Source organism: Acinetobacter sp. 231_lipA (genome assembly GCF_058243005.1).
The window spans coordinates 110954-129147 of record NZ_JBZAYU010000002.1 but is presented as its reverse complement, the minus strand read 5'-3'; the positions used below and the strand labels follow the sequence as shown (position 1 = coordinate 129147).

The following is an 18194-nucleotide window of genomic DNA, read 5'->3' as shown; positions in this document are numbered from 1 at the left end:
TATAAGGAGTTAGGTAATGAATGATTTATCTAAAGGATTTAGTTCTAACGATGCAGCAGCAATTGATTTTGAAGCGTTGTGCAGTGAAATTCGTGAGCGGGCGGTTACTGGTGAATTTGACCAGCAAGCTTATGTGAGCCAAGACATCATCGATAAGCTTAAACAGCTGGGTGTGTATCGTGCGCTTGTACCGAAACGTTTTGGCGGTTTGGAAGTTTCACCGCGCGAATTTTGTGAATTGATTGAAAAACTGTCGATGGCGGATGGTTCGGTAGGTTGGGTCGCAAGCTTCGGCATGAGCCCTGCATATTTAGGTAGTCTACCTGAAGAAACACTGCAGCTTTTATATAAAGATACGCCTGATATCGTGTTTGCGGGCGGTATTTTCCCACCGCAGCCTGCTGAAATTACCGATGAAGGGGTAATGGTGAAAGGACGCTGGAAATTTTCCAGTGGCTGCATGGGCGCAGATATTGTGGGTGTGGGAATTTCTCCACGCAAAGACAATGAATCACAAGGTCTGCCGCGTATGGCTGTGATGCCAGCGAAAAAAGCCAAAATTGATATGACTTGGGACACCGTAGGCTTAAAAGGCACAGGCAGCCATGACTTGGTGGTTGAAGATGTGCTGGTTGCGAAAGAATGGACATTCGTTCGCGGTGAACCATCGAAACTGCCAGAACCATTTTTTAAATATCCATCACTGTCTTTGGCAACACAAGTTTTAACTGTTGTAGGTATTGGTGTTGCAGCCGCAGCTTTGGATGAGTTTAAAAAGCTTGCACCTGGTAAAGCATCGATTACAGGTGGCGCAGAAATTGCCAATCGTCCTGTCACTCAATATGAGTTTGCACAAGTCGAAGCAGAGTTTAAAGCAGCGCGCACATGGTTCTATGAAACGATGGATGCGGTATGGAACGAAGTTGTTGCTGGGCAAAAACCGACCGATGAACAAATCAGTGATATGCGTTTGTCTTGTACCCATGCCGCGCGTGTTGCTGCCAAAGTTACCCGCAAGATGCAAATGCTGGCAGGTATGACCGCGATTTATACCAATAATGTATTTAGCCGTTTTGTCAACGACACCAATGTGGTAACGCAGCATGCCTTTATGGGCGATGCAACTTTGCAAAATGCAGGTTCGGTGAGCTTTGGTTTAAAACCAGCTCCTGGCTATTTATAAGCGCTGTGCAAACAAGTGAGTTTTGAAGATGAATGACATGGACTTGACGGTAATCTTAACCCGCTTAGCCAAACTTGAAGCAGACGCAGCGATCCGTAACTGCATCAACCACTATATGGAAATCTGTGATGCTTTGGATGCTAACACGAATCTTGATGAACTGATGGCGTTATTCGATCAAGACAGTATTTGGGAAGGGATTGGCGAAAAATATGCCAAGTCATTTGGACGCTACGATTCATGGCAAGCGATTTATGACATGTTCAAAAGCTATACCCAAAAAGAATCGCATTTTGTCATGAATGCCCACTTTGTGAGCTCAGAACAAATTTATGTAGAACAGCAGCAAGCCGATGCCTCTTGGCTGATGTTACAAACTTCAACTTTCCGTGACGGCCGCAGCCATTTAAATGCAGCAAAACTGAGCGTGAAGTTTCGGCAGCAAGTAGATGGTTCTTGGAAAATCAAACATTTTCAGACTGAAAATATTTTTAGCCGTCCCGTGTCACACTGGAACAGCACCGCTGAATTGCCTGTGCCAAGCCAAAATTAAACCAAGGATTAATGAATAGGATAATTAATATGAACAGTATCATTCCAATGCAAAACATTGATATTGATTACAGCGAACTTGTTCAAAGTGATCGCGCGCATACTTCTTTATATAAAGATGCTGCGATCTTTGAAGATGAAATGGACAAGATTTTCTACAAAACATGGGTTTGGGTAGCACATGCGAGTGAAATCCCGGATGCCGGCAGCTATAAGACTATGAATATTGGCAAGCAGCCTGTGGTTGCTGTACGTGACCGAAAGAAAAAAGTTCATGTATTGCTGAACCGCTGCCGTCACCGCGCTGCGACTGTTTGTGAACATAAAAAAGGTAAAACAAACAGTTTTGTTTGTCCGTATCATGGCTGGAGCTATGCGCTGGATGGTAGTTTACGCGGTGTTCCATCGCCAGAAAGCTATGGTGAATGCTTAGAAAAATCAGAGTTTCCATTGGTTAGCTTGCGTGTTGAGGAATACAACGGCATGATCTTCGCATCATTCAATCATGATGTAGAGCCGTTGGAAGACTTTCTCGGCGCTGCGAAAAAATGGATCGACTTGTTTATGAAACAAGGTGCGGGCTATCCAGTGAAAGTCTTGGGTGAACACCGCTTTACTTTCCCGGGTAACTGGAAAATCCAGCTGGAAAATACCACTGATGCGTATCACTTCCCGTTGGTGCACAAATCCTTCCTCAGCTCTGTCGATGAAAAAACCGAAGAACTCTTTAACTTTGAAAACCAACCGGGGTATGTTGAAGATTTGGGTAATGGTCACAGCGTGATGGTGATGATTCCTGAATTGGTTGATCTTGAAGAAGATTTAATGGAACGCCCAATTCAAGAGCGCTTTGAAGATCTTGCGCAAGCTCTGCGTGATGAAGGTCATGAAGAATTGGAAGTTCGCCGCATTGTACGTGCTGTGGGTGGTTCCGGCTTTAACTTAAATATTTTCCCGAATATTGCCTGCTCAATGGCGTTCTTCCGGGTTATGCAGCCGATTTCAGTCGATAAAACCGAAATTCACCACTCTGTTATTACGATGGATGGCGGTCCGAAAGTTGCGAACCAATACCGTTTACGTTTGCATGAACATTTTCAAGGTCCATTTGGTTTTGGTACACCAGATGATGCTGAAGCTTGGGAGCGTGTACAGCACGGTGCAAGTGCAGGTGAGGACTTATGGATCATGCTGAACCGCGGCTTACCGGGCGAAATCGAAACTGAAGATGGTCTAAAAAGTGATGTTAGTGCGGAAACAGGGATGCGAGCTGCTTATCAGCAGTGGAAAAAGTTGATGACGGCTTAAGGAGAAGAACGCCATGAAAATTGATTTAAACTTATTGAATGAAGTTACGGCTTTTGTTTGGGCTGAAGCCGATATGTTAGACCATTCTGAACATAGCGCATGGTTAGACCTTTGGAATGAAAAAGGCGTGTATATCATTCCAATCGATCCAGCATTGACGGATTATGAAAATAATTTGAACTATGCCTATGACAATCACCATATGCGTAAATTGCGTGTAGATCGTTTAGAAAATGGCGAAGCGATTTCAACATCACCAAAAGCAAAAACGGTGCGCAGTGTTTCCCGAGTCCGTATTGTGAAAGATGAAGATGGTGAAATTATTTTACGCTGCGCGCAAAATTTGCGTGAGTTCCGTAAGCAAAACTTAAAGCATTACACCGCAGATGTGACTTTCCATTTGGTACGTGATGGTGAGAAAGGTTTTAAAATCAATCGTAAAATTATTAACTTAGTTAACTCTACCGATACTTTGGCAGGTATCAGTTACATTCTCTAGGAGAAAAATATGAAACACGTTGTTTTAGTGACTGGTGCTGCTTCAGGTTTAGGAAATGTCATTGCAGAGTATTTTGCAAGCCAAGGCCATCAAGTCATTTTATCGGCAAGCACTTTGGAAAAGGCCCAAAATGCCAAGGCGCAAAGCGCGTATGCAGCGCAAATGTTTCCTTTGAAATTGGATATTTCAATTGAGGCTGATTTTCATGCTGCTGTGCAATGGATTGAAGAAAAATTTTCTAAGCTTGATGTGTTGATTAACAACGCAACAGTGACTAAGGCAACGCCTGTTTTAGACATTACAGCAGCAGATTTTGATTGGGTGACACAAGTCAATCAGCGCGGTACGTTCCAAGCCTGCCAGATCATCGGTAAATACATGGCGGATAAAGGCTATGGACGTATCGTCAATATGGCGTCATTAGCTGGGCAAAATGGTGGTACGGCAACAGGCGCGCACTATGCCGCAACAAAGGGCGCCATTGTGACTTTGACCAAAATTTTTGCCAAAGAATTTGCAGCAAAAGGTGTAACGGTGAATTCCATTGCCCCGGGGCCAATGGAATCACCAATTGTACATAGTGTGGTGTCGGACGAAAAAATGGCGCAGTTTATTCAGAATATTCCAGTTAAAGCCTTAGGCAGCATGGAGTTTATTGCTGAAACGTGTGGATTGTTGGCAAGCCCGAATGCTGCGTTTGTAACAGGCGCAACGTGGGATATTAACGGTGGATTATTTATGCGTTAAGCCTTTCGGTGCGGCGCATAAGAGGGAAAAAATCATGACTACACTTTATAATGTTATTGTTAAAAACCGTCATGTAGAAGGTGAAAATGTTGCGGTCATGGAGTTTGAATCTGCAACCTCTACAGCTTTGCCAAAAATTGAAGCAGGCGCGCACATTGATGTGCATCTGCTAAATGGCATGGTGCGCCAATATTCATTGTGTCAAAACCCAAGTCAGCACGGGGTGTTCCGCTTAGGGATTTTACGTGATCCAGAGTCACGTGGCGGTTCAGTTTCTGCTTTTGATGACTTAAAAGACGGCATGCAAATTCAGGTCAGTGAACCTAAAAATCTATTCCCCTTAGTTCCAGCAAAACATAGCGTTTTGATTGGCGGAGGGATTGGAATTACCCCACTCATTACCATGGCGTATCAACTGGTACAAGAAGGCGCATCTTTCGAGTTGCATTATTGCGGTGCAAGCCCTGAACGCTGTGCATTTGTGGATGAAATTAAAAACAGCGCACTCGCTGCATTCACAAAGTTTCATTTTAAATCCGAAGGCGCAAGCCATCGCGAGTTCTTCGAAGCGGCAATTAAAGATATTGATTCAGCAAGCCATATTTATACCTGCGGTCCAAACGGCTTTATGGACTGGGTGATTAATTTAGCTGAGACACAAAGCTTTCCTCAAAATCAGATTCATAAAGAATATTTTCAGGTTGAAGTTGAAACAGGCGGCGATGCGTTTGAAGTCGTTGCACAGCAAAGCGGTAAAATCATCATGGTGAATGCCGAAGAAACAATTTTACAAGCATTGGCGCGTGAAGGTATTGAGATTGAAATGTCGTGTGAGCAGGGCGTATGCGGCACCTGTATGTGCGATGTGATTGAAGGCGAACCAGATCATCGAGATGTGTATTTCACGGATGAAGAAAAAGCCAGCAATGAGCAAATTTTAGTGTGCTGTTCAAGATCAAAATCAGCGCGATTAGTGCTCGATATTTAACAGGTTATCAAGTATTTCGGTTGATTGAATCTTTATGGAATTAGGACAAAAAATTCAGGAGAAAATAAAATGAACGTTTTAAAAACCATGGATAATGTGCAAATTGATCCAATGAAATTCCGCCGTGCTTTAGGTAATTTTGCGACAGGCGTGACTATCATGACTGCGCAAAATGCTGAAGGTGAAAAAGTGGGTGTAACAGCAAACAGTTTTAACTCTGTATCACTCGATCCGGCTTTGATTTTGTGGAGTATTGATAAAAAATCTTCAAGCTTTCATGTGTTTGAGCAAGCCACACATTTTGCTGTGAATATTTTATCGGGTTCACAAATTGAACTTTCCAATAAATTTTCACGCCGCAATATCGATAAATACGAAGGGACCAGCTATCGTGAAGGTGCTGGAGCAGCGCCAATCTTAGACAATTGTTCTGCAGTATTTGAATGTGAGCGCCATCAAATTTTAGAAGGCGGTGATCATTGGATTATTGTCGGCAAAGTGGTGAATTTCTATGATGAAGGTCGCAGTCCGCTGGTTTATCATCAAGGCGCTTACTCTGGTGTGATTCCACATCCATTATTGCAAGTGAAAGACTCTGTTGATCTAGAAGCAGATGGTGTTGGTGAAATGCATCAAGGGCATTTGCACCGCAATGTGTGTTATTTAATGAGCCGTGCATTTAAATTCTATCAAAATGACTATATTCCAAAGCAATTGGTTACGGGTTTCAGAACCAGCGAAGCACGTTTGCTGTTGGTTTTAGGCAGCGGTACAGCTTCAAGCAAAGCTGATTTGCCGCGCGACATTGCAATGCCGATGCGTGAAGTGGAGCAAGCAGCTGAAATTCTGAAAAAAGATGAGCTTTTGGTTGAGAATGAAGGCTTTTTTAAATTAACCGATAAGGGCAAGAAAACGGCGCATTATTTGTTTGATATTGCTGACAGCCATCAAAATGAAGTCTTAGCAAAATACTCGAAAGATGAACAAGACTCATTTGTTAAAATTTTAAGAGATATAGCAGGCATCAAATAAGTGTTGATGATCTGACGAACGAACCGACTGAGTATTGCGTCGGTTCGTTAAAATTTATTCAGTATTCTGCTCATACATATTTTAGCGCTATTCAGGTTTAGCAATTTAGTTCAGCAGATTCAAAAATATTGTTATTCGGAGAATAAGAATGACCAATGATCAATGGAACTGTAAAAGTATTAATGTGTTATTAAAAGCGATTGAAAATAATGAAATCAGCTTAGAAGCGATCATTGATTCATTTTATTCAAGAATTGAACAACGCGACCCTAATATTCAAGCGTGGCAGCATCTTATTTCAAAAAAAGAATATTTAAGTCAATACTATAGTAATGAGGATTTTTATAAAAATTCTATTTTAAAAGGTTTACCTTTTGCCGTAAAAGATGTGATAGATACTGCAGGCATCGAAACCCGTATGGGTTCAAAAATTCATGATAACCGTGTTCCAAGTATGGATGCAGCAGTCGTTATTGCAATTAAAAAGGCTGGCGGCATATTAATGGGTAAAACGGTAACCACTGAATTTGCATTTTTTAAATCTGGAAAAACGCAAAATCCGCATGATCCAAATCGTACACCAGGTGGTTCTTCCAGTGGTTCAGCGGCAGCAATTGCAGCATCTATGACACCATTTGCATTAGGTACACAAACAGCAGCTTCTGTGATACGACCTGCTGCATATTGTGGCTGTTTGGCCTATGTAGCAAGTCATGCAGAATTTTCGCTCAGAAACATTCAACCACTCGCGCAATCTTTAGATAGTTTGGGCATGTTTGCAAATGATTTCTCTGACTTAATATTGATGAGAAGAATCATTCAACTACGCAGTGACTTAAAAGCCAAACAAATCGTTAAAGAGAGTCTAAGAATTGGTGTTTATTCAGGTGATCAATTAGGTGAAATAGAACCTGAAATGCAAAGTGCAATGAAAGGTTTTATGAGCAGGGTACAGTGTGAATCCATCACATTTGAACAGCTTCCAGAAGATATCAACATTAAAGCCTTGGCTGATCATCATTATAAGATTATGGCATTTGAAGTGGCGCGAAATTTACAATATGAATTTCATACGGGTTTAATGGATGAATATATTACTGAACTTATTCATGCCGGTTTGAATATGGCTCATGCTGATTATTTACAACACCTTAAATTCGTTGAAAAAATTAAAAAAGACTATGTAAATTGGATAAACAAGGAATCTATTGATTTTACGATTGCACCAGCTGCACCGGGTATTGCACCACTCGGTTTAGAAAAAACTGGACAGCCTTTTATGAGCCGTCCATGGCAGGTCATGGGCTTGCCTGTAACGACTTTTCCCGTGGCGTATCAGCAAAACATGCCACTAGGCATTCAACTGGTGGGTAAATTTCATCAAGATGATGAATTGTTAGCGCAGAGTGAATATTTATATGAATTGTCGCAATCAAATGATTGAAAGTTCATTGAATAGCGAATCTTGAAAAGCCCAATAAATGAAATATGAGCAATTAAGATATTACAAATATTGAATATGTATTATAAGGTCGTGATTAAAAGGATGAATGATTTAATTCTTTGAAAAAAATGGCTATTACCAAAACAAGCAAGGATAGGCGTGTGGGTAATAGTTTTTGATTATTTCATCTATTTCAGTCAAGGTACATAGAGTGAACAATTCTAATAATGCCATGCGTACATGGACACTGCATATTTAAGAGATATGTGGAGAATTTCAAACCCGATTTGATAGCCAAATTTCATTGGAGAAGTAAATTCGTTTTTACTGGGGCAAACTGAAATGGCTTTTATTAAAAGCAACGCTAGTTTCATTGAACGAAAACCTGAAATATTGGATCGAGTCAACGATCGTTTTTGTTTTCTTATTTTACAATATACCGGTAAAATTCTGCTGAAATATCGCAGTTAAAACATATATTTAAGCGAGGGTGATATTATTCTGCTGAATTGCAATGAACATATTGCGATGTACCTGTAGAGCTTGTTTAGTCATATTTCTGTCCATCTTTCGCGTGAAAAATTGTTTAAGCAGCGTATTATTACAGATTATTTTGGCTAACTTATCAATCATAATATGAGTGCTCATTTACTAAAAAATATGTTGCAAACGATGTCTAGTGACAATATTAAATTTTGGAGAGTTAGGCGGTAAAAATGCGGTTGCGATTCTTGCTGATCTAATATTGATGAAATTTTATAGAAATTACTACAAACAATTTTTTGTACACTAAGGTCAAGTCTGTGCAGTGCCAGAACGATTCTTTGTACGTCAGTCAAAATATGACGAATTGGTTAGTAAAGTATCTACTGCGGTGCAACAGTTAAAAATTGGTTCGCCATTAGATGAATCAAGTATGTTCGGTCGTTTGTCAAATAAACCACACTTTGGAAAAGTGAAGCATTATTTCGATATCGCACAACAAAATAATCAAGTGATTACAGGCGGTAAAGTGCTGGAAGGTACAGGTTATTTTGTTGAACCAACGCTTTTAAAAGTTAGTGGTGTTGATGATCTTTTATTCATCGAAGAAACATTTGATCCAGTAGTAGATGTGATTCCATTTGAAATGGATGAAGAGTTGATCGAAATGATGAATCATTCTCGGGTAATCCTCCCATAAATAACCGAAGCTAAAAGTAGAGGTTAAGCAGCCATTAAAGGTGGCCTTCCTTTGTTGGCTTCGTGTGGTCTTTCATGATTGTAATGCCACAACCAGTTTGTTGCATAATCTTGTACTTCAGCCAAAGTATCAAATAAATGTTTGCTCAGCCAACTATAACGTATGGTTCGATTATAACGTTCAATATATGCATTTTGCTGTGGTTTACCTGGTTGAATATATTCAATACAAATACCGTGTTCAGTTGCCCAGCGTACGAATTTATGCCTGATAAACTCAGGTCCATTGTCGCATCTGCATAGTAAGCGTCCGCTGAATCCCATGCCTATTTTTTAATTTTGGTCGGATTTCCAGCGGTGTGGCAGTAATTCTTCTATTTGGGTCACTTTATGCGTCGGCAGCCTTTTCAGCACATCACTTAAATAGGCATACGGATCCAGTCCATTCAGCTTTGCTGACTGGATTAAAGTCATGATATTGGCAGCTCGTTGGCCGCTGCGCAGCGAGCCAGCAAACAGCCAGTTCTTACGTCCCAACGCCCAGGGACGCATCTGATTGTCGGGTAGTCAGACGCAGTTACCTACGTCCAACCCCCTAAGAACCGTGCATGCGAGTTTCCCAGCACACGGCTCAAGCCTCTGCTAAGGCGCCATTCGGCACCCGGTTATACATCGTTGACATTGGCAAACTGAACACTCCTCGGACAATACAGATGGTAAATCTCAAGATTAGCAACTGCATCCGTTCCACCATGACTTAGCTTCACAATATGACGGCTGTGCCATGGTGTATCTTTGGTGACTGGTTTAAGACAGGCGCAGCAGCGACCACCTTGTTTTAGCCACACCCGATACAGCTTGGCTCGCCCCTTTGCGGAGACCAGCATTCTTTTACCCCATCGGGATTCGAAGTACTCATCCCATGCGGGGTCATGAGGGTTAGCAGCAGCCTTGATCTTGATATGTCGCACAATTGGCGTGTCCGAGGCAGACACTAATGTGTATTGTCGCTTCCGACCATCGGCGGACTGTTCATCACATGAGAACACCCATCGACGCGCTCCTTGTACTTTGAAATACCGATCTTTGACCCATCGGAGTGTCTTGCGAGGGTGGCGACGTACAGCCCATCGCCAGAGCATTTCCCACACTGCGTTGTCTACCTGGTTGAAAACCTTCTTGGCAACGACATGACTGTGATAGTTGGCCCAACCCCTTAGAATCGGGTTGAGCAAACCGATCAAAGTGGCCTGTCGTGTCGCTTTGTTTGCATTGATTAATGCTCGCAGCTTGTCAAGATGAGCGCTGATGTTTGCCTTTGACGGCTTGATCAGTAGCTTGCCGTTGTACTTACGTACGTTCCAGCCAAGAAAATCGAACCCGTTCCCTATGTGCGTGATTTTGGTCTTTTCCTGAGAGAGCACGAGACCGCGCTGCGCCAGAAATTCAACCACGGCAGGACGAACTTCATTTTCGAGCCACTCTTTAGAATACCCCGTGATGATGAAATCATCCGCATACCGTACCAGTTGCAGCTTTTTGCCTGTCCATTTGGCGTTAGAGAACCTCTTCGCCAGCATCGTTTCCAGTCCGTCCAAGGTCATGTTGGCCAGCACCGGGGAGATAATACCTCCTTGCGGTGTTCCGGAAAGACTGGGAAACAGCTTGCTTTGGTAGACGTAACCGGCTTTGAGCCATTTCCGTAGAATCACCTTGTCCATTGGGAGGTTGGCGATCATCCAGTCATGGCTGATATTGTCGAAACAGCCTTGAATGTCACCCTCTAGCACCCACTCCGCACTTACTTTTCTTGACAGCACACCAAAGCACTGTGCTGCAGCATCCGCGGTTGAGCGTTGCGGTCTGAACCCATAAGAGTTCCGATCAGCGATGGTCTCCGCGATGGGTTCCAAAGCCAGCAGATGGAGCGCCTGCATGGCCCGGCATTTCATCGTGGGTATCCCGAGAGGTCTCATCTTGCCATTTTTCTTCGGAATAAGGACTCTCCGAAGCGGAAGGGGCGTGTAACCTCGCCTCTTCAACGACATCATCGCACCGGTCTTGGCCTTGGGTGTATTCCAAGTCACCTTGTCGACCCCAGCCGTGTTTTTGCCTTTGTTTTCAGACACTCGTTTGACGGCCAATGCTTTGCCACTAAACGAGTGAGTCAGCAGCCATTGCAAAGCTTTCGCCTTGTTATGCCTGCCGTCTTGTACCGCCTTCACAATACGCGCTTGCAGCCCTCTGACATGACGCTGTACAGCAATCCAATCGATGCTGTCCCACGATGTGCTGGAAGGTGCACACGCTGATACTGCTGCATTCATTTGCTCTCCCTCCATTAAAAGGGTTCTACACACTCTCTTGTGATGAGAGACCATAAGGACGTCAGCCCGCTTTCGCGTGGGGTAATGTTTCAACCTCTATCCAACCCATTACAGACTGGCATTCGCTTTTTCCTCGTTCCTTCGCCCGCATCACCATGGGCAGTTTTTGCAAACTGCTTTCCCAATGGGAGTAATACGGGATTTCCACGTTCCGCTTACTGAAGTACATCGGCTTAGGTGCCTGCTATCGACCGGGAGGCGTATGGGTCACGAATGCGTAGTCGAAAGACGCAATTCCCACCTCCATTACCGTTTTGGTTCGAGCGTATCAGCCATTTCCGCTCGTTCAACTTAACGATCGTTACGCAGATTCACATGTGTTCACCATACCGATTATCTAGCCCTTGTCCGGCTATGGCTGCCAGAAGGGTACGCCTCTCACGATTGATACCCCGCACCTTGCGGTGCCTCGTTACATTGTCGAAGGCGCTCTTTATTCAGCCTTCTAGATTCACCCGGTGACACGGGTGGTTCCCGCAGGGGGAACAACTTCATTAAGCGACTTCGTGTCGCACTTCAATCCAGTTATTATCTATAGGCAAATTACCATCATCCAGATAGCGGCAGAGTGCCTGCCAACGTTTTAGGCTGTAATTGATCGCCTTGGCAGTTGGAGAACTCGATGGCACCGTCAGATAATGTTGGTTGAGCCATTCATACAGTTGTTGCATCACCGGTTGACTATGCTTTTGCCGATATTCGCGGCGATGTTCTGCTGTACCATCGGTCTTTTTCCTGAGTTCTGCTTCTATGGCATACAGTTTCTGAATCAGCACTAATGCCTGTTCAGCGATCTGACTTTTCCCGGTCACATGCAGTTCATGAAATTTACGACGTGCATGTGCCATGCAGCCCACCTCAATGACATCGCCTGATTTAAAGCGTGCTTTATAACCACTGTAATCATCACAGACCAGATGGCCCTGCCAGCCATTCAGGAACTCTTCTGCATGCTGACCTGAACGGCTATCCTGAAAGTCATAGATCACCGCTTGAACTGGATTGTACTGTGTGGTGGCATAGGCCCAGACATAACCTTTCTTTGGTTTTTTCTCATTATCACCCATCCGCATAATGGTGACCGGCGTTTCATCGGCATGGATCACCCGCTGTTGCAGCACCACCTGTTTTAAGGCATTGGCCAGAGGTTCCAGTTCCACACCGCAGCGACCAATCCAGTCAGATAAAGTAGATCTGGACAGATCAATGCCCGCCCGCTGATAGATCAGGCGCTGACGGTACAGCGGCAAATGATCGGCATACTTCGATACCAGCACATGGCTGAGCAGTTCAGGACTGGCAATACCTTTATCAATCACATAGGCGGGCATCGCTTGCTGAGTCAGGGTGTCACACTGATCACAGACCCATTTGCCACGTACATGCTGTTCCTTATAGAACTGTGCCGGTCTGAAATGCAGTTTTTCACTGATATCTTCGCCGATACGACGTAACTGGCAGCCACAACTGCATTGGGTTGATGCAGGTTCATGCTCAATACGGATGGTGTGTAGATGATCGGGTAGCAGTCGACGTTTAGGTTTGTTGACTGTGGCTTTCTGTGTTGCTGCATCGGTTTTATCTGCATTCAGCCGCTCCAGTTCCAGATCGACTGCTGCGATATCTTCTTCGACCGCCTCATCCCACAGATGGATTTGTTTTGCGGTGAGATGTTCGTTTTTACTACCGAATTTGTGCTGTTTAAACAGCGCCAGTTCATGCTCGTATTTTTGATTGAGAATAGAAAGATGATGAACTTTAGAATCTTGAATAGCCACCAATTTTGTAGACACCTTGAAAGCTTAATCAGCCATATAATTCTCAAATGAATAAGCCTGTACCTAAAATCTATCGGACAACCAATTGGTCCTCTTACAATAGAGCCTTGATCAATAGAGGAAATATATCAATTTGGTTCGATCCCACTACTCAATGGCATGCTCAACTCAAAGGCAAACAAGGGCGAAATCAAACCTACTCAGATACAGCTATTCAATGCTGTTTAATGATGAAAGTCTTATTTCGTTTAACTCTACGAATGGTCACAGGATTTGTTCAAAGTCTCATTCGTCTTAGCGGATTAGATTGGACAGCACCAGATTATTCCACTATCTTGTCGAAGACAAAAGTATATTGATATTGCGATTCGCTATTAGAAAAGTAATGATGGACTTCATCTACTCATCGATTCAACTGGCTTGAAATTTTTAGGTGAAGGTGAGTGGAAACGTAAGAAACATCAGCCTGAATATCGTCGACAATGGCGTAAACTCCACCTTGGTATAGATGCTGAAACGCTGCAAATACGTGCCGTTCAGCTCACTACAAACAATGTCAGTGATTCACAGGTACTCGGTGATTTACTTGATCAGATTCCACAAGGTGAGTAGATTGATTCTGTCTAAACAGATGGGGCTTATGACACGAAAGACTGCAGAAAAGTCATTTCAGATCGACAGGCATATACAGTGATTCCGCCAAGAAAGAATGCGAAGCCCTGGAAAGATACATGCACCAGCTCGCTAGAGAGAAATGAATTATTGAAAACGGTGAAATGTCTAGGAAGAACAATTTGGAAAAAGTGGTCTGGGTATCATCGCCGAAGCTTGGTAGAAACCAATATGCATTGCATCAAATTATTGGGAGATAAACTCAGCGCCAGAAATTTTCAGAGCCAAGTGAATGAGATTCATGCACGTGTGGCAGTGTTGAATAGATTTACGGAATTAGGCCGACCTCATCCCCAAGTTGTCACTTAAGCCTGAGTAGCTTTGGGTAACCCTGATCTTTAAATCTTTGCGCCACAAAGCCCAGTAAAACTATGCGTTTAAAAACTTATTTAGAATGTAATTAAATACTCTAGGCTGTTCTATATTGGATATATGAGATGCATCAATTTTAAATAACTGACTATTTGGAATATGCTCAACCATGTATTCCCCATCAGCAATGGTGGTTACAGGGTCTTGTAAGCCTGCCACGACAAGCGTGGGGACCGTAATCGTTTTAAGTTTTTCACGAAGATCCGCTTTAGCCAAAGCTTCACAGCAACTTGCATAACCTTCTGGGCTGCCAGCACCAAGGTCGTTACTTAAAGATTCTACAACTGCTGTGTTACTTTGGATAAAGGGCTCAGTAAACCAGCGTGATGCTGCAGTAGACGCAATCGGTTGTAAACCTTGTTCACGAACCAGTGCAGCACGGTCATTCCAGGCCTGTTCCTGACCGATTTTTGCTGCTGTATTGCACACCACCACCTGATTAAAGCGTTCTGGACGGTTAATTGCCAACCATTGACCGGTTAAACCGCCCATTGAAATACCGCAGAATGCCGCTTTTTCAATGTTTAAATGATCAAGTAGATTCACCACGTCTTGACCCAGTTGATCGATGCTATACGGACCTTGTGGTGCAGATGAAGCCCCATGGCCACGGGTGTCGTAGCAAATCACAAAGAAATCTTGCTGGAAAAAATCAATTTGTGGTTGCCACATTTTGAAGTTGGTACCCAGTGAATTTGAGAAAACCAGTGCAGGTTTTGCAGCATCACCAAAAGTCTGGTAATTAATTTGTGCATCATTTGATGTAAATGTTGGCATTTTTAAATCCTTAATCTTACAAATCCCCCTAAATCCCCCTGAGCAAGGCTTAAGCACTGCTTTAAGCTGAAGCGCAAGAAGGGGACTTTGAATGAGGATTAAACGCGTTCAATAATCAAAGCGATACCTTGACCGACACCAATACACATTGAACATAGAGCGTATTGACCACCGGTTTGTTCAAGCTGGTTCAGTGCAGTCGTCACCAAACGCGCGCCAGATGCACCCAGTGGATGACCCAAAGCAATCGCACCGCCATTTGGATTGACTTTCTCAGAACCGTCTTCGATACCCAAATCACGGGTACATGCCAACGCTTGAGCAGCAAAAGCTTCATTCAGCTCGATCACATCCATCTGCTCTAAAGTCAGACCAGTTTGCGCCAATAGTTTCTTGATGGCAGGTGCTGGACCAAAGCCCATGATGCGTGGTTCAACACCAACAACAGTTGAACCAATAATTTTGGCACGTGGTTTTAAACCGTGTTGAGCAACCGCTTCATCAGATGCGATTAAAAGAGCAGCTGCACCATCGTTAATCCCTGAAGCATTACCTGCCGTTACCGTACCATCTGCTTTGACCACAGGTTTCAGTTTTGCCAAAGCTTCTGCGGTAGTTGATGCACGTGGATGTTCATCTTTAGCAACAACCACAGGTTCGCCTTTACGTTGTGGAATTTCCACTGCAATAATTTCTTTGTCAAAGAAACCACGTGCTTGCGCAGCAGCAGTACGTTGCTGGCTGGTTAAAGCAAACTGATCCTGGTCGGCACGGTTAATGTTGAACTGTTCCGCCAGGTTTTCAGCGGTTTGCGGCATGGTTTCTACGCCATACATTTCTTTCAGTTTCGGGTTAATGAAACGCCAGCCCATGGTGGTGTCTTCAATCTTCTGGCTACGGCCATACGCTGTTTCTGACTTGCCCATCACGAATGGAGCACGCGACATGCTTTCTACACCGCCGGCAATAATCAGATGGGCTTCACCGGCTTTAATCGCACGTGCTGCCATCGCAACTGCATCCATCGATGAACCACACAGGCGGTTCACGGTCGTTGCCGGCACATGATAAGGCACACCTGCAAGCAGTGAAGACATGCGACCGACGTTACGGTTGTCTTCACCGGCCTGGTTGGCACAGCCATAAATCACGTCATCAACCTGTTCCCAGTTCACCGATGGATTGCGTTCCATCAAGGCTTTGATTGGTACAGCACCTAAGTCATCTGCACGGACAGGTGCGAGGCCACCGGCATAACGGCCGAATGGAGTACGGATGGCATCAATGATATATGCGTTTTTCATTGTCTTTTCCTTTTACCTCCCTTAATCCCTCCTGAAAGGAGGGAGACTTTACACTCAGTTGAAATTTCTTTTGTGTGAAGTCCCCCCTTTGAAAAATGGGGATATAGGGGGATTTATCTTTTGAAACTACTTAAGCTTGAGTCGCATCAATCAACTTGGCGCCAGTCAATGACTGCAATTCTTCAAATGACAGACCTTCGACTTTCTCAATCACTGTCATACCTTCAGGGGTGACATCAATCACGCACAGGTCGGTATAGATACGGTCGACACATTTCAGGCCAGTCGCAGGATAAGACAGTTCAACCACAATTTTTGGCTCGCCTTTTTTGGTCACATGATCGGTGGTAATAAAGACTTTCTTAGCGCCAACAGCCAGATCCATTGCACCGCCGACTGCAGGAATTGCATCTGGTGCGCCAGTATGCCAATTCGCCAAGTCACCATTTTCAGCCACCTGGAAAGCACCTAATACTGCGATGTCTAAGTGACCACCACGCATCATTGCGAATGAATCACCATGATGGAAAAAAGCACCGCCAGTGAGCATGGTGACAAATTCTTTACCTGCATTGATCAGCTCAGGGTCTTCTTCGCCTTTTGCTGGTGGTGGACCAAATGCCAATAAACCATTTTCAGAGTGTAGAAAAACATCTTTGTCTGAAGGTAAGTAATTTGAAATTTTAGTTGGTAAACCGATACCCAAGTTGACATAGGCACCATCAGGAATATCTTGTGCCACACGTTCAGCGATCTGGTCACGGGTCAGTTTACTATAGCTCATTATTTATCTCCGATGCCAATTATTGTGCAGGTTTAACTTGAACAACGTGTTGAACAAAAATTCCCGGGGTGATGATGTGCTCTGGATCCAATGCACCCAGTTCAACCACTTCAGAAACTTGAGCGATGGTCACATCTGCTGCCATTGCCATGATTGGGCCGAAGTTACGCGCAGATTTTCGGTAGACCAGATTGCCCCAACGGTCGCCTTTAGAAGCTTTAATCAAGGCAAAGTCAGCTTTAATTGGATTTTCTAAAACGTAGTCTTTACCTTCGTAGTTAATGGTCGGTTTGCCTTCAGCCAGCAAGGTACCAAAACCGGTAGGGGTATAGATTGGACCTAAGCCCATACCTGCTGCCTGAATACGGCAAGCCAGATTACCTTGCGGCACCAGTTCCAGTTCAATCTTGCCTGCACGATATAACTCGTCAAATACCCACGAGTCAGACTGACGCGGGAAAGAGCAAATGATTTTACGAACAGCACCAGCTTTAAGCAGTTTTGCCAGACCATAATCATCATTACCGGCATTGTTGTTGACAATAATCAGGTCTTTAATACCCAATTCGATCAGACCATCAATCAGTTCAGCAGGCTGCCCCGCTGTACCGAAACCACCGATCATAATGGTAGAACCGTCTTTAATTTGGGAAAGAGTTTCCACAAAGGAAGTTGAGCTTTTATCAATCATCTGGCTAACCTTATCTGCATTTTCATGAATTGCTATGCGTAAATATCGCTTCAAAATACTTATGCATAAAAATTATGGCGTTGCCATCACTTTACAAATTGAGCGTTAATTTGAAGCTTGGTTATTGAATCATTCAGCTGTAAATAGCAGTTTCTAAAATGGATTCAAATCACTCTAAGGTATTAGAGTGATTTGATTTTTTATCAGGTGTCATCTTCACGAATTGAAGAAGGATGACGATTTAAGGCAGTCACTTGAATATCCATGTAAGGGTACAGCGGTAAGCCTTGCAGGATATTGTGCAATTCTTCATTGCTCTCAACATCAAAAATACTGATGTTGGAATATTGACCAGTAATGCGCCAAATATGACGCCATTTGCCTTGTCGCTGTAAATCTTGAGAATAAGCCTTTTCAACTGCTTTAATTTCATTGGCTTTATCGCTTGGCATATCTAACGGAATATTTACGTCCATTTTGACTTGGAAAAGCAT

The 18194-nt window shown here is 43.6% G+C and carries 14 protein-coding genes and 6 pseudogenes; 11 read left to right on the top strand and 9 right to left on the bottom strand.

Going from position 1 to position 18194, the window contains the following annotated elements:
* Nucleotides 1-16 precede the first annotated feature (16 nt).
* The 10 genes and pseudogenes from AC4CUX_RS19015 to AC4CUX_RS18970 form a co-directional block, all read left to right on the top strand.
* Complete coding sequence (locus AC4CUX_RS19015; protein ID WP_168399322.1) at nt 17-1183, top strand: acyl-CoA dehydrogenase family protein; 1167 nt, start codon at nt 17-19, stop codon at nt 1181-1183.
* 28 nt (nt 1184-1211) lie between these two features.
* Nucleotides 1212-1736: a nuclear transport factor 2 family protein gene (locus AC4CUX_RS19010; protein ID WP_432242670.1), complete on the top strand. Its 525-nt coding sequence runs from the start codon at nt 1212-1214 to the stop codon at nt 1734-1736.
* A gap of 29 nt (nt 1737-1765) precedes the next feature.
* The gene (locus AC4CUX_RS19005; RefSeq protein WP_490792674.1) at nt 1766-3043 is read left to right on the top strand and encodes an aromatic ring-hydroxylating oxygenase subunit alpha; all 1278 of its coding nucleotides are present in this window, start codon (nt 1766-1768) and stop codon (nt 3041-3043) included.
* Between the two features lie 13 nt (nt 3044-3056).
* A complete protein-coding gene (locus tag AC4CUX_RS19000; protein WP_168399319.1) occupies nt 3057-3542 on the top strand; it encodes an aromatic-ring-hydroxylating dioxygenase subunit beta in 486 nt (161 codons plus the stop codon).
* Nucleotides 3543-3551: 9 nt separating this feature from the next.
* Nucleotides 3552-4289 (top strand): SDR family NAD(P)-dependent oxidoreductase, encoded by a 738-nt coding sequence (locus AC4CUX_RS18995; RefSeq protein ID WP_168399318.1) that lies wholly within the window; start codon nt 3552-3554, stop codon nt 4287-4289.
* 34 nt (nt 4290-4323) lie between these two features.
* A complete protein-coding gene (locus tag AC4CUX_RS18990; RefSeq protein WP_490792673.1) occupies nt 4324-5277 on the top strand; it encodes a PDR/VanB family oxidoreductase in 954 nt (317 codons plus the stop codon).
* 69 nt (nt 5278-5346) lie between these two features.
* Complete coding sequence (locus AC4CUX_RS18985; RefSeq protein ID WP_432242672.1) at nt 5347-6309, top strand: p-hydroxyphenylacetate 3-hydroxylase reductase component; 963 nt, start codon at nt 5347-5349, stop codon at nt 6307-6309.
* Nucleotides 6310-6493: 184 nt separating this feature from the next.
* Nucleotides 6494-7753, top strand: a complete 1260-nt coding sequence (locus AC4CUX_RS18980) for an amidase (protein WP_490792672.1) — start codon at nt 6494-6496, stop codon at nt 7751-7753.
* Between the two features lie 262 nt (nt 7754-8015).
* Nucleotides 8016-8452, top strand: a pseudogene (locus tag AC4CUX_RS18975) (helix-turn-helix domain-containing protein); the annotation flags it as partial.
* Nucleotide 8453: 1 nt separating this feature from the next.
* Nucleotides 8454-8921: pseudogene (locus AC4CUX_RS18970) on the top strand (aldehyde dehydrogenase family protein); the annotation flags it as partial.
* A 38-nt stretch (nt 8922-8959) separates the two neighbouring features.
* Here AC4CUX_RS18970 and AC4CUX_RS18965 read toward each other — a convergent pair.
* The 4 genes and pseudogenes from AC4CUX_RS18965 to tnpC form a co-directional block, all read right to left on the bottom strand.
* Nucleotides 8960-9232: pseudogene (locus AC4CUX_RS18965) on the bottom strand (transposase); the annotation flags it as partial.
* Between the two features lie 36 nt (nt 9233-9268).
* Nucleotides 9269-9496 (bottom strand): annotated as a pseudogene (locus AC4CUX_RS18960) (transposase domain-containing protein); the annotation flags it as partial.
* 104 nt (nt 9497-9600) lie between these two features.
* Nucleotides 9601-11262 carry a group II intron reverse transcriptase/maturase gene (gene ltrA / locus AC4CUX_RS18955; protein WP_005167203.1) on the bottom strand — a complete coding sequence of 554 codons (1662 nt, stop codon included), beginning with the start codon at nt 11260-11262 and terminating at the stop codon, nt 9601-9603.
* 575 nt (nt 11263-11837) lie between these two features.
* Nucleotides 11838-13088, bottom strand: a pseudogene (gene tnpC / locus AC4CUX_RS18950) (IS66 family transposase); the annotation flags it as partial.
* Nucleotides 13089-13147: 59 nt separating this feature from the next.
* Between tnpC and AC4CUX_RS18945 the strand changes: the two are divergent.
* Nucleotides 13148-14081: pseudogene (locus AC4CUX_RS18945) on the top strand (IS5 family transposase).
* Nucleotides 14082-14141: 60 nt separating this feature from the next.
* Here the strand turns inward: AC4CUX_RS18945 and pcaD are convergent.
* The 5 genes from pcaD to catC form a co-directional block, all read right to left on the bottom strand.
* On the bottom strand, nt 14142-14921 hold the full coding sequence (gene pcaD, locus AC4CUX_RS18940; RefSeq protein WP_432242675.1) for a 3-oxoadipate enol-lactonase: 780 nt from the start codon (nt 14919-14921) through the stop codon (nt 14142-14144).
* A gap of 98 nt (nt 14922-15019) precedes the next feature.
* A complete protein-coding gene (gene pcaF, locus AC4CUX_RS18935; protein ID WP_490792671.1) occupies nt 15020-16225 on the bottom strand; it encodes a 3-oxoadipyl-CoA thiolase in 1206 nt (401 codons plus the stop codon).
* Between the two features lie 130 nt (nt 16226-16355).
* Entirely contained in the window at nt 16356-17009 is a 654-nt protein-coding gene (locus AC4CUX_RS18930) for a 3-oxoacid CoA-transferase subunit B (RefSeq protein ID WP_490792670.1), read from the bottom strand.
* 19 nt (nt 17010-17028) lie between these two features.
* Nucleotides 17029-17700 carry a 3-oxoacid CoA-transferase subunit A gene (locus AC4CUX_RS18925; protein ID WP_490792669.1) on the bottom strand — a complete coding sequence of 224 codons (672 nt, stop codon included), beginning with the start codon at nt 17698-17700 and terminating at the stop codon, nt 17029-17031.
* 203 nt (nt 17701-17903) lie between these two features.
* Nucleotides 17904-18194, bottom strand: a complete 291-nt coding sequence (gene catC / locus AC4CUX_RS18920; RefSeq protein WP_432242679.1) for a muconolactone Delta-isomerase — start codon at nt 18192-18194, stop codon at nt 17904-17906.

Excerpts from the sequence above, each read along its gene's own strand:
- ltrA (WP_005167203.1), bottom strand. The coding sequence starts at position 11,262 with ATGAATGCAGCAGTATCAGCGTGTGCACCTTCCAGCACATCGTGGGAC.
- AC4CUX_RS19005 (WP_490792674.1), top strand. The coding sequence starts at position 1,766 with ATGAACAGTATCATTCCAATGCAAAACATTGATATTGATTACAGCGAA.
- AC4CUX_RS19015 (WP_168399322.1), top strand. The coding sequence starts at position 17 with ATGAATGATTTATCTAAAGGATTTAGTTCTAACGATGCAGCAGCAATT.
- catC (WP_432242679.1), bottom strand. The coding sequence starts at position 18,194 with ATGCTTTTCCAAGTCAAAATGGACGTAAATATTCCGTTAGATATGCCA.
- pcaF (WP_490792671.1), bottom strand. The coding sequence starts at position 16,225 with ATGAAAAACGCATATATCATTGATGCCATCCGTACTCCATTCGGCCGT.
- AC4CUX_RS18925 (WP_490792669.1), bottom strand. The coding sequence starts at position 17,700 with ATGATTGATAAAAGCTCAACTTCCTTTGTGGAAACTCTTTCCCAAATT.
- AC4CUX_RS18990 (WP_490792673.1), top strand. The coding sequence starts at position 4,324 with ATGACTACACTTTATAATGTTATTGTTAAAAACCGTCATGTAGAAGGT.
- pcaD (WP_432242675.1), bottom strand. The coding sequence starts at position 14,921 with ATGCCAACATTTACATCAAATGATGCACAAATTAATTACCAGACTTTT.
- AC4CUX_RS19000 (WP_168399319.1), top strand. The coding sequence starts at position 3,057 with ATGAAAATTGATTTAAACTTATTGAATGAAGTTACGGCTTTTGTTTGG.
- AC4CUX_RS18930 (WP_490792670.1), bottom strand. The coding sequence starts at position 17,009 with ATGAGCTATAGTAAACTGACCCGTGACCAGATCGCTGAACGTGTGGCA.
- AC4CUX_RS18985 (WP_432242672.1), top strand. The coding sequence starts at position 5,347 with ATGAACGTTTTAAAAACCATGGATAATGTGCAAATTGATCCAATGAAA.
- AC4CUX_RS19010 (WP_432242670.1), top strand. The coding sequence starts at position 1,212 with ATGAATGACATGGACTTGACGGTAATCTTAACCCGCTTAGCCAAACTT.
- AC4CUX_RS18995 (WP_168399318.1), top strand. The coding sequence starts at position 3,552 with ATGAAACACGTTGTTTTAGTGACTGGTGCTGCTTCAGGTTTAGGAAAT.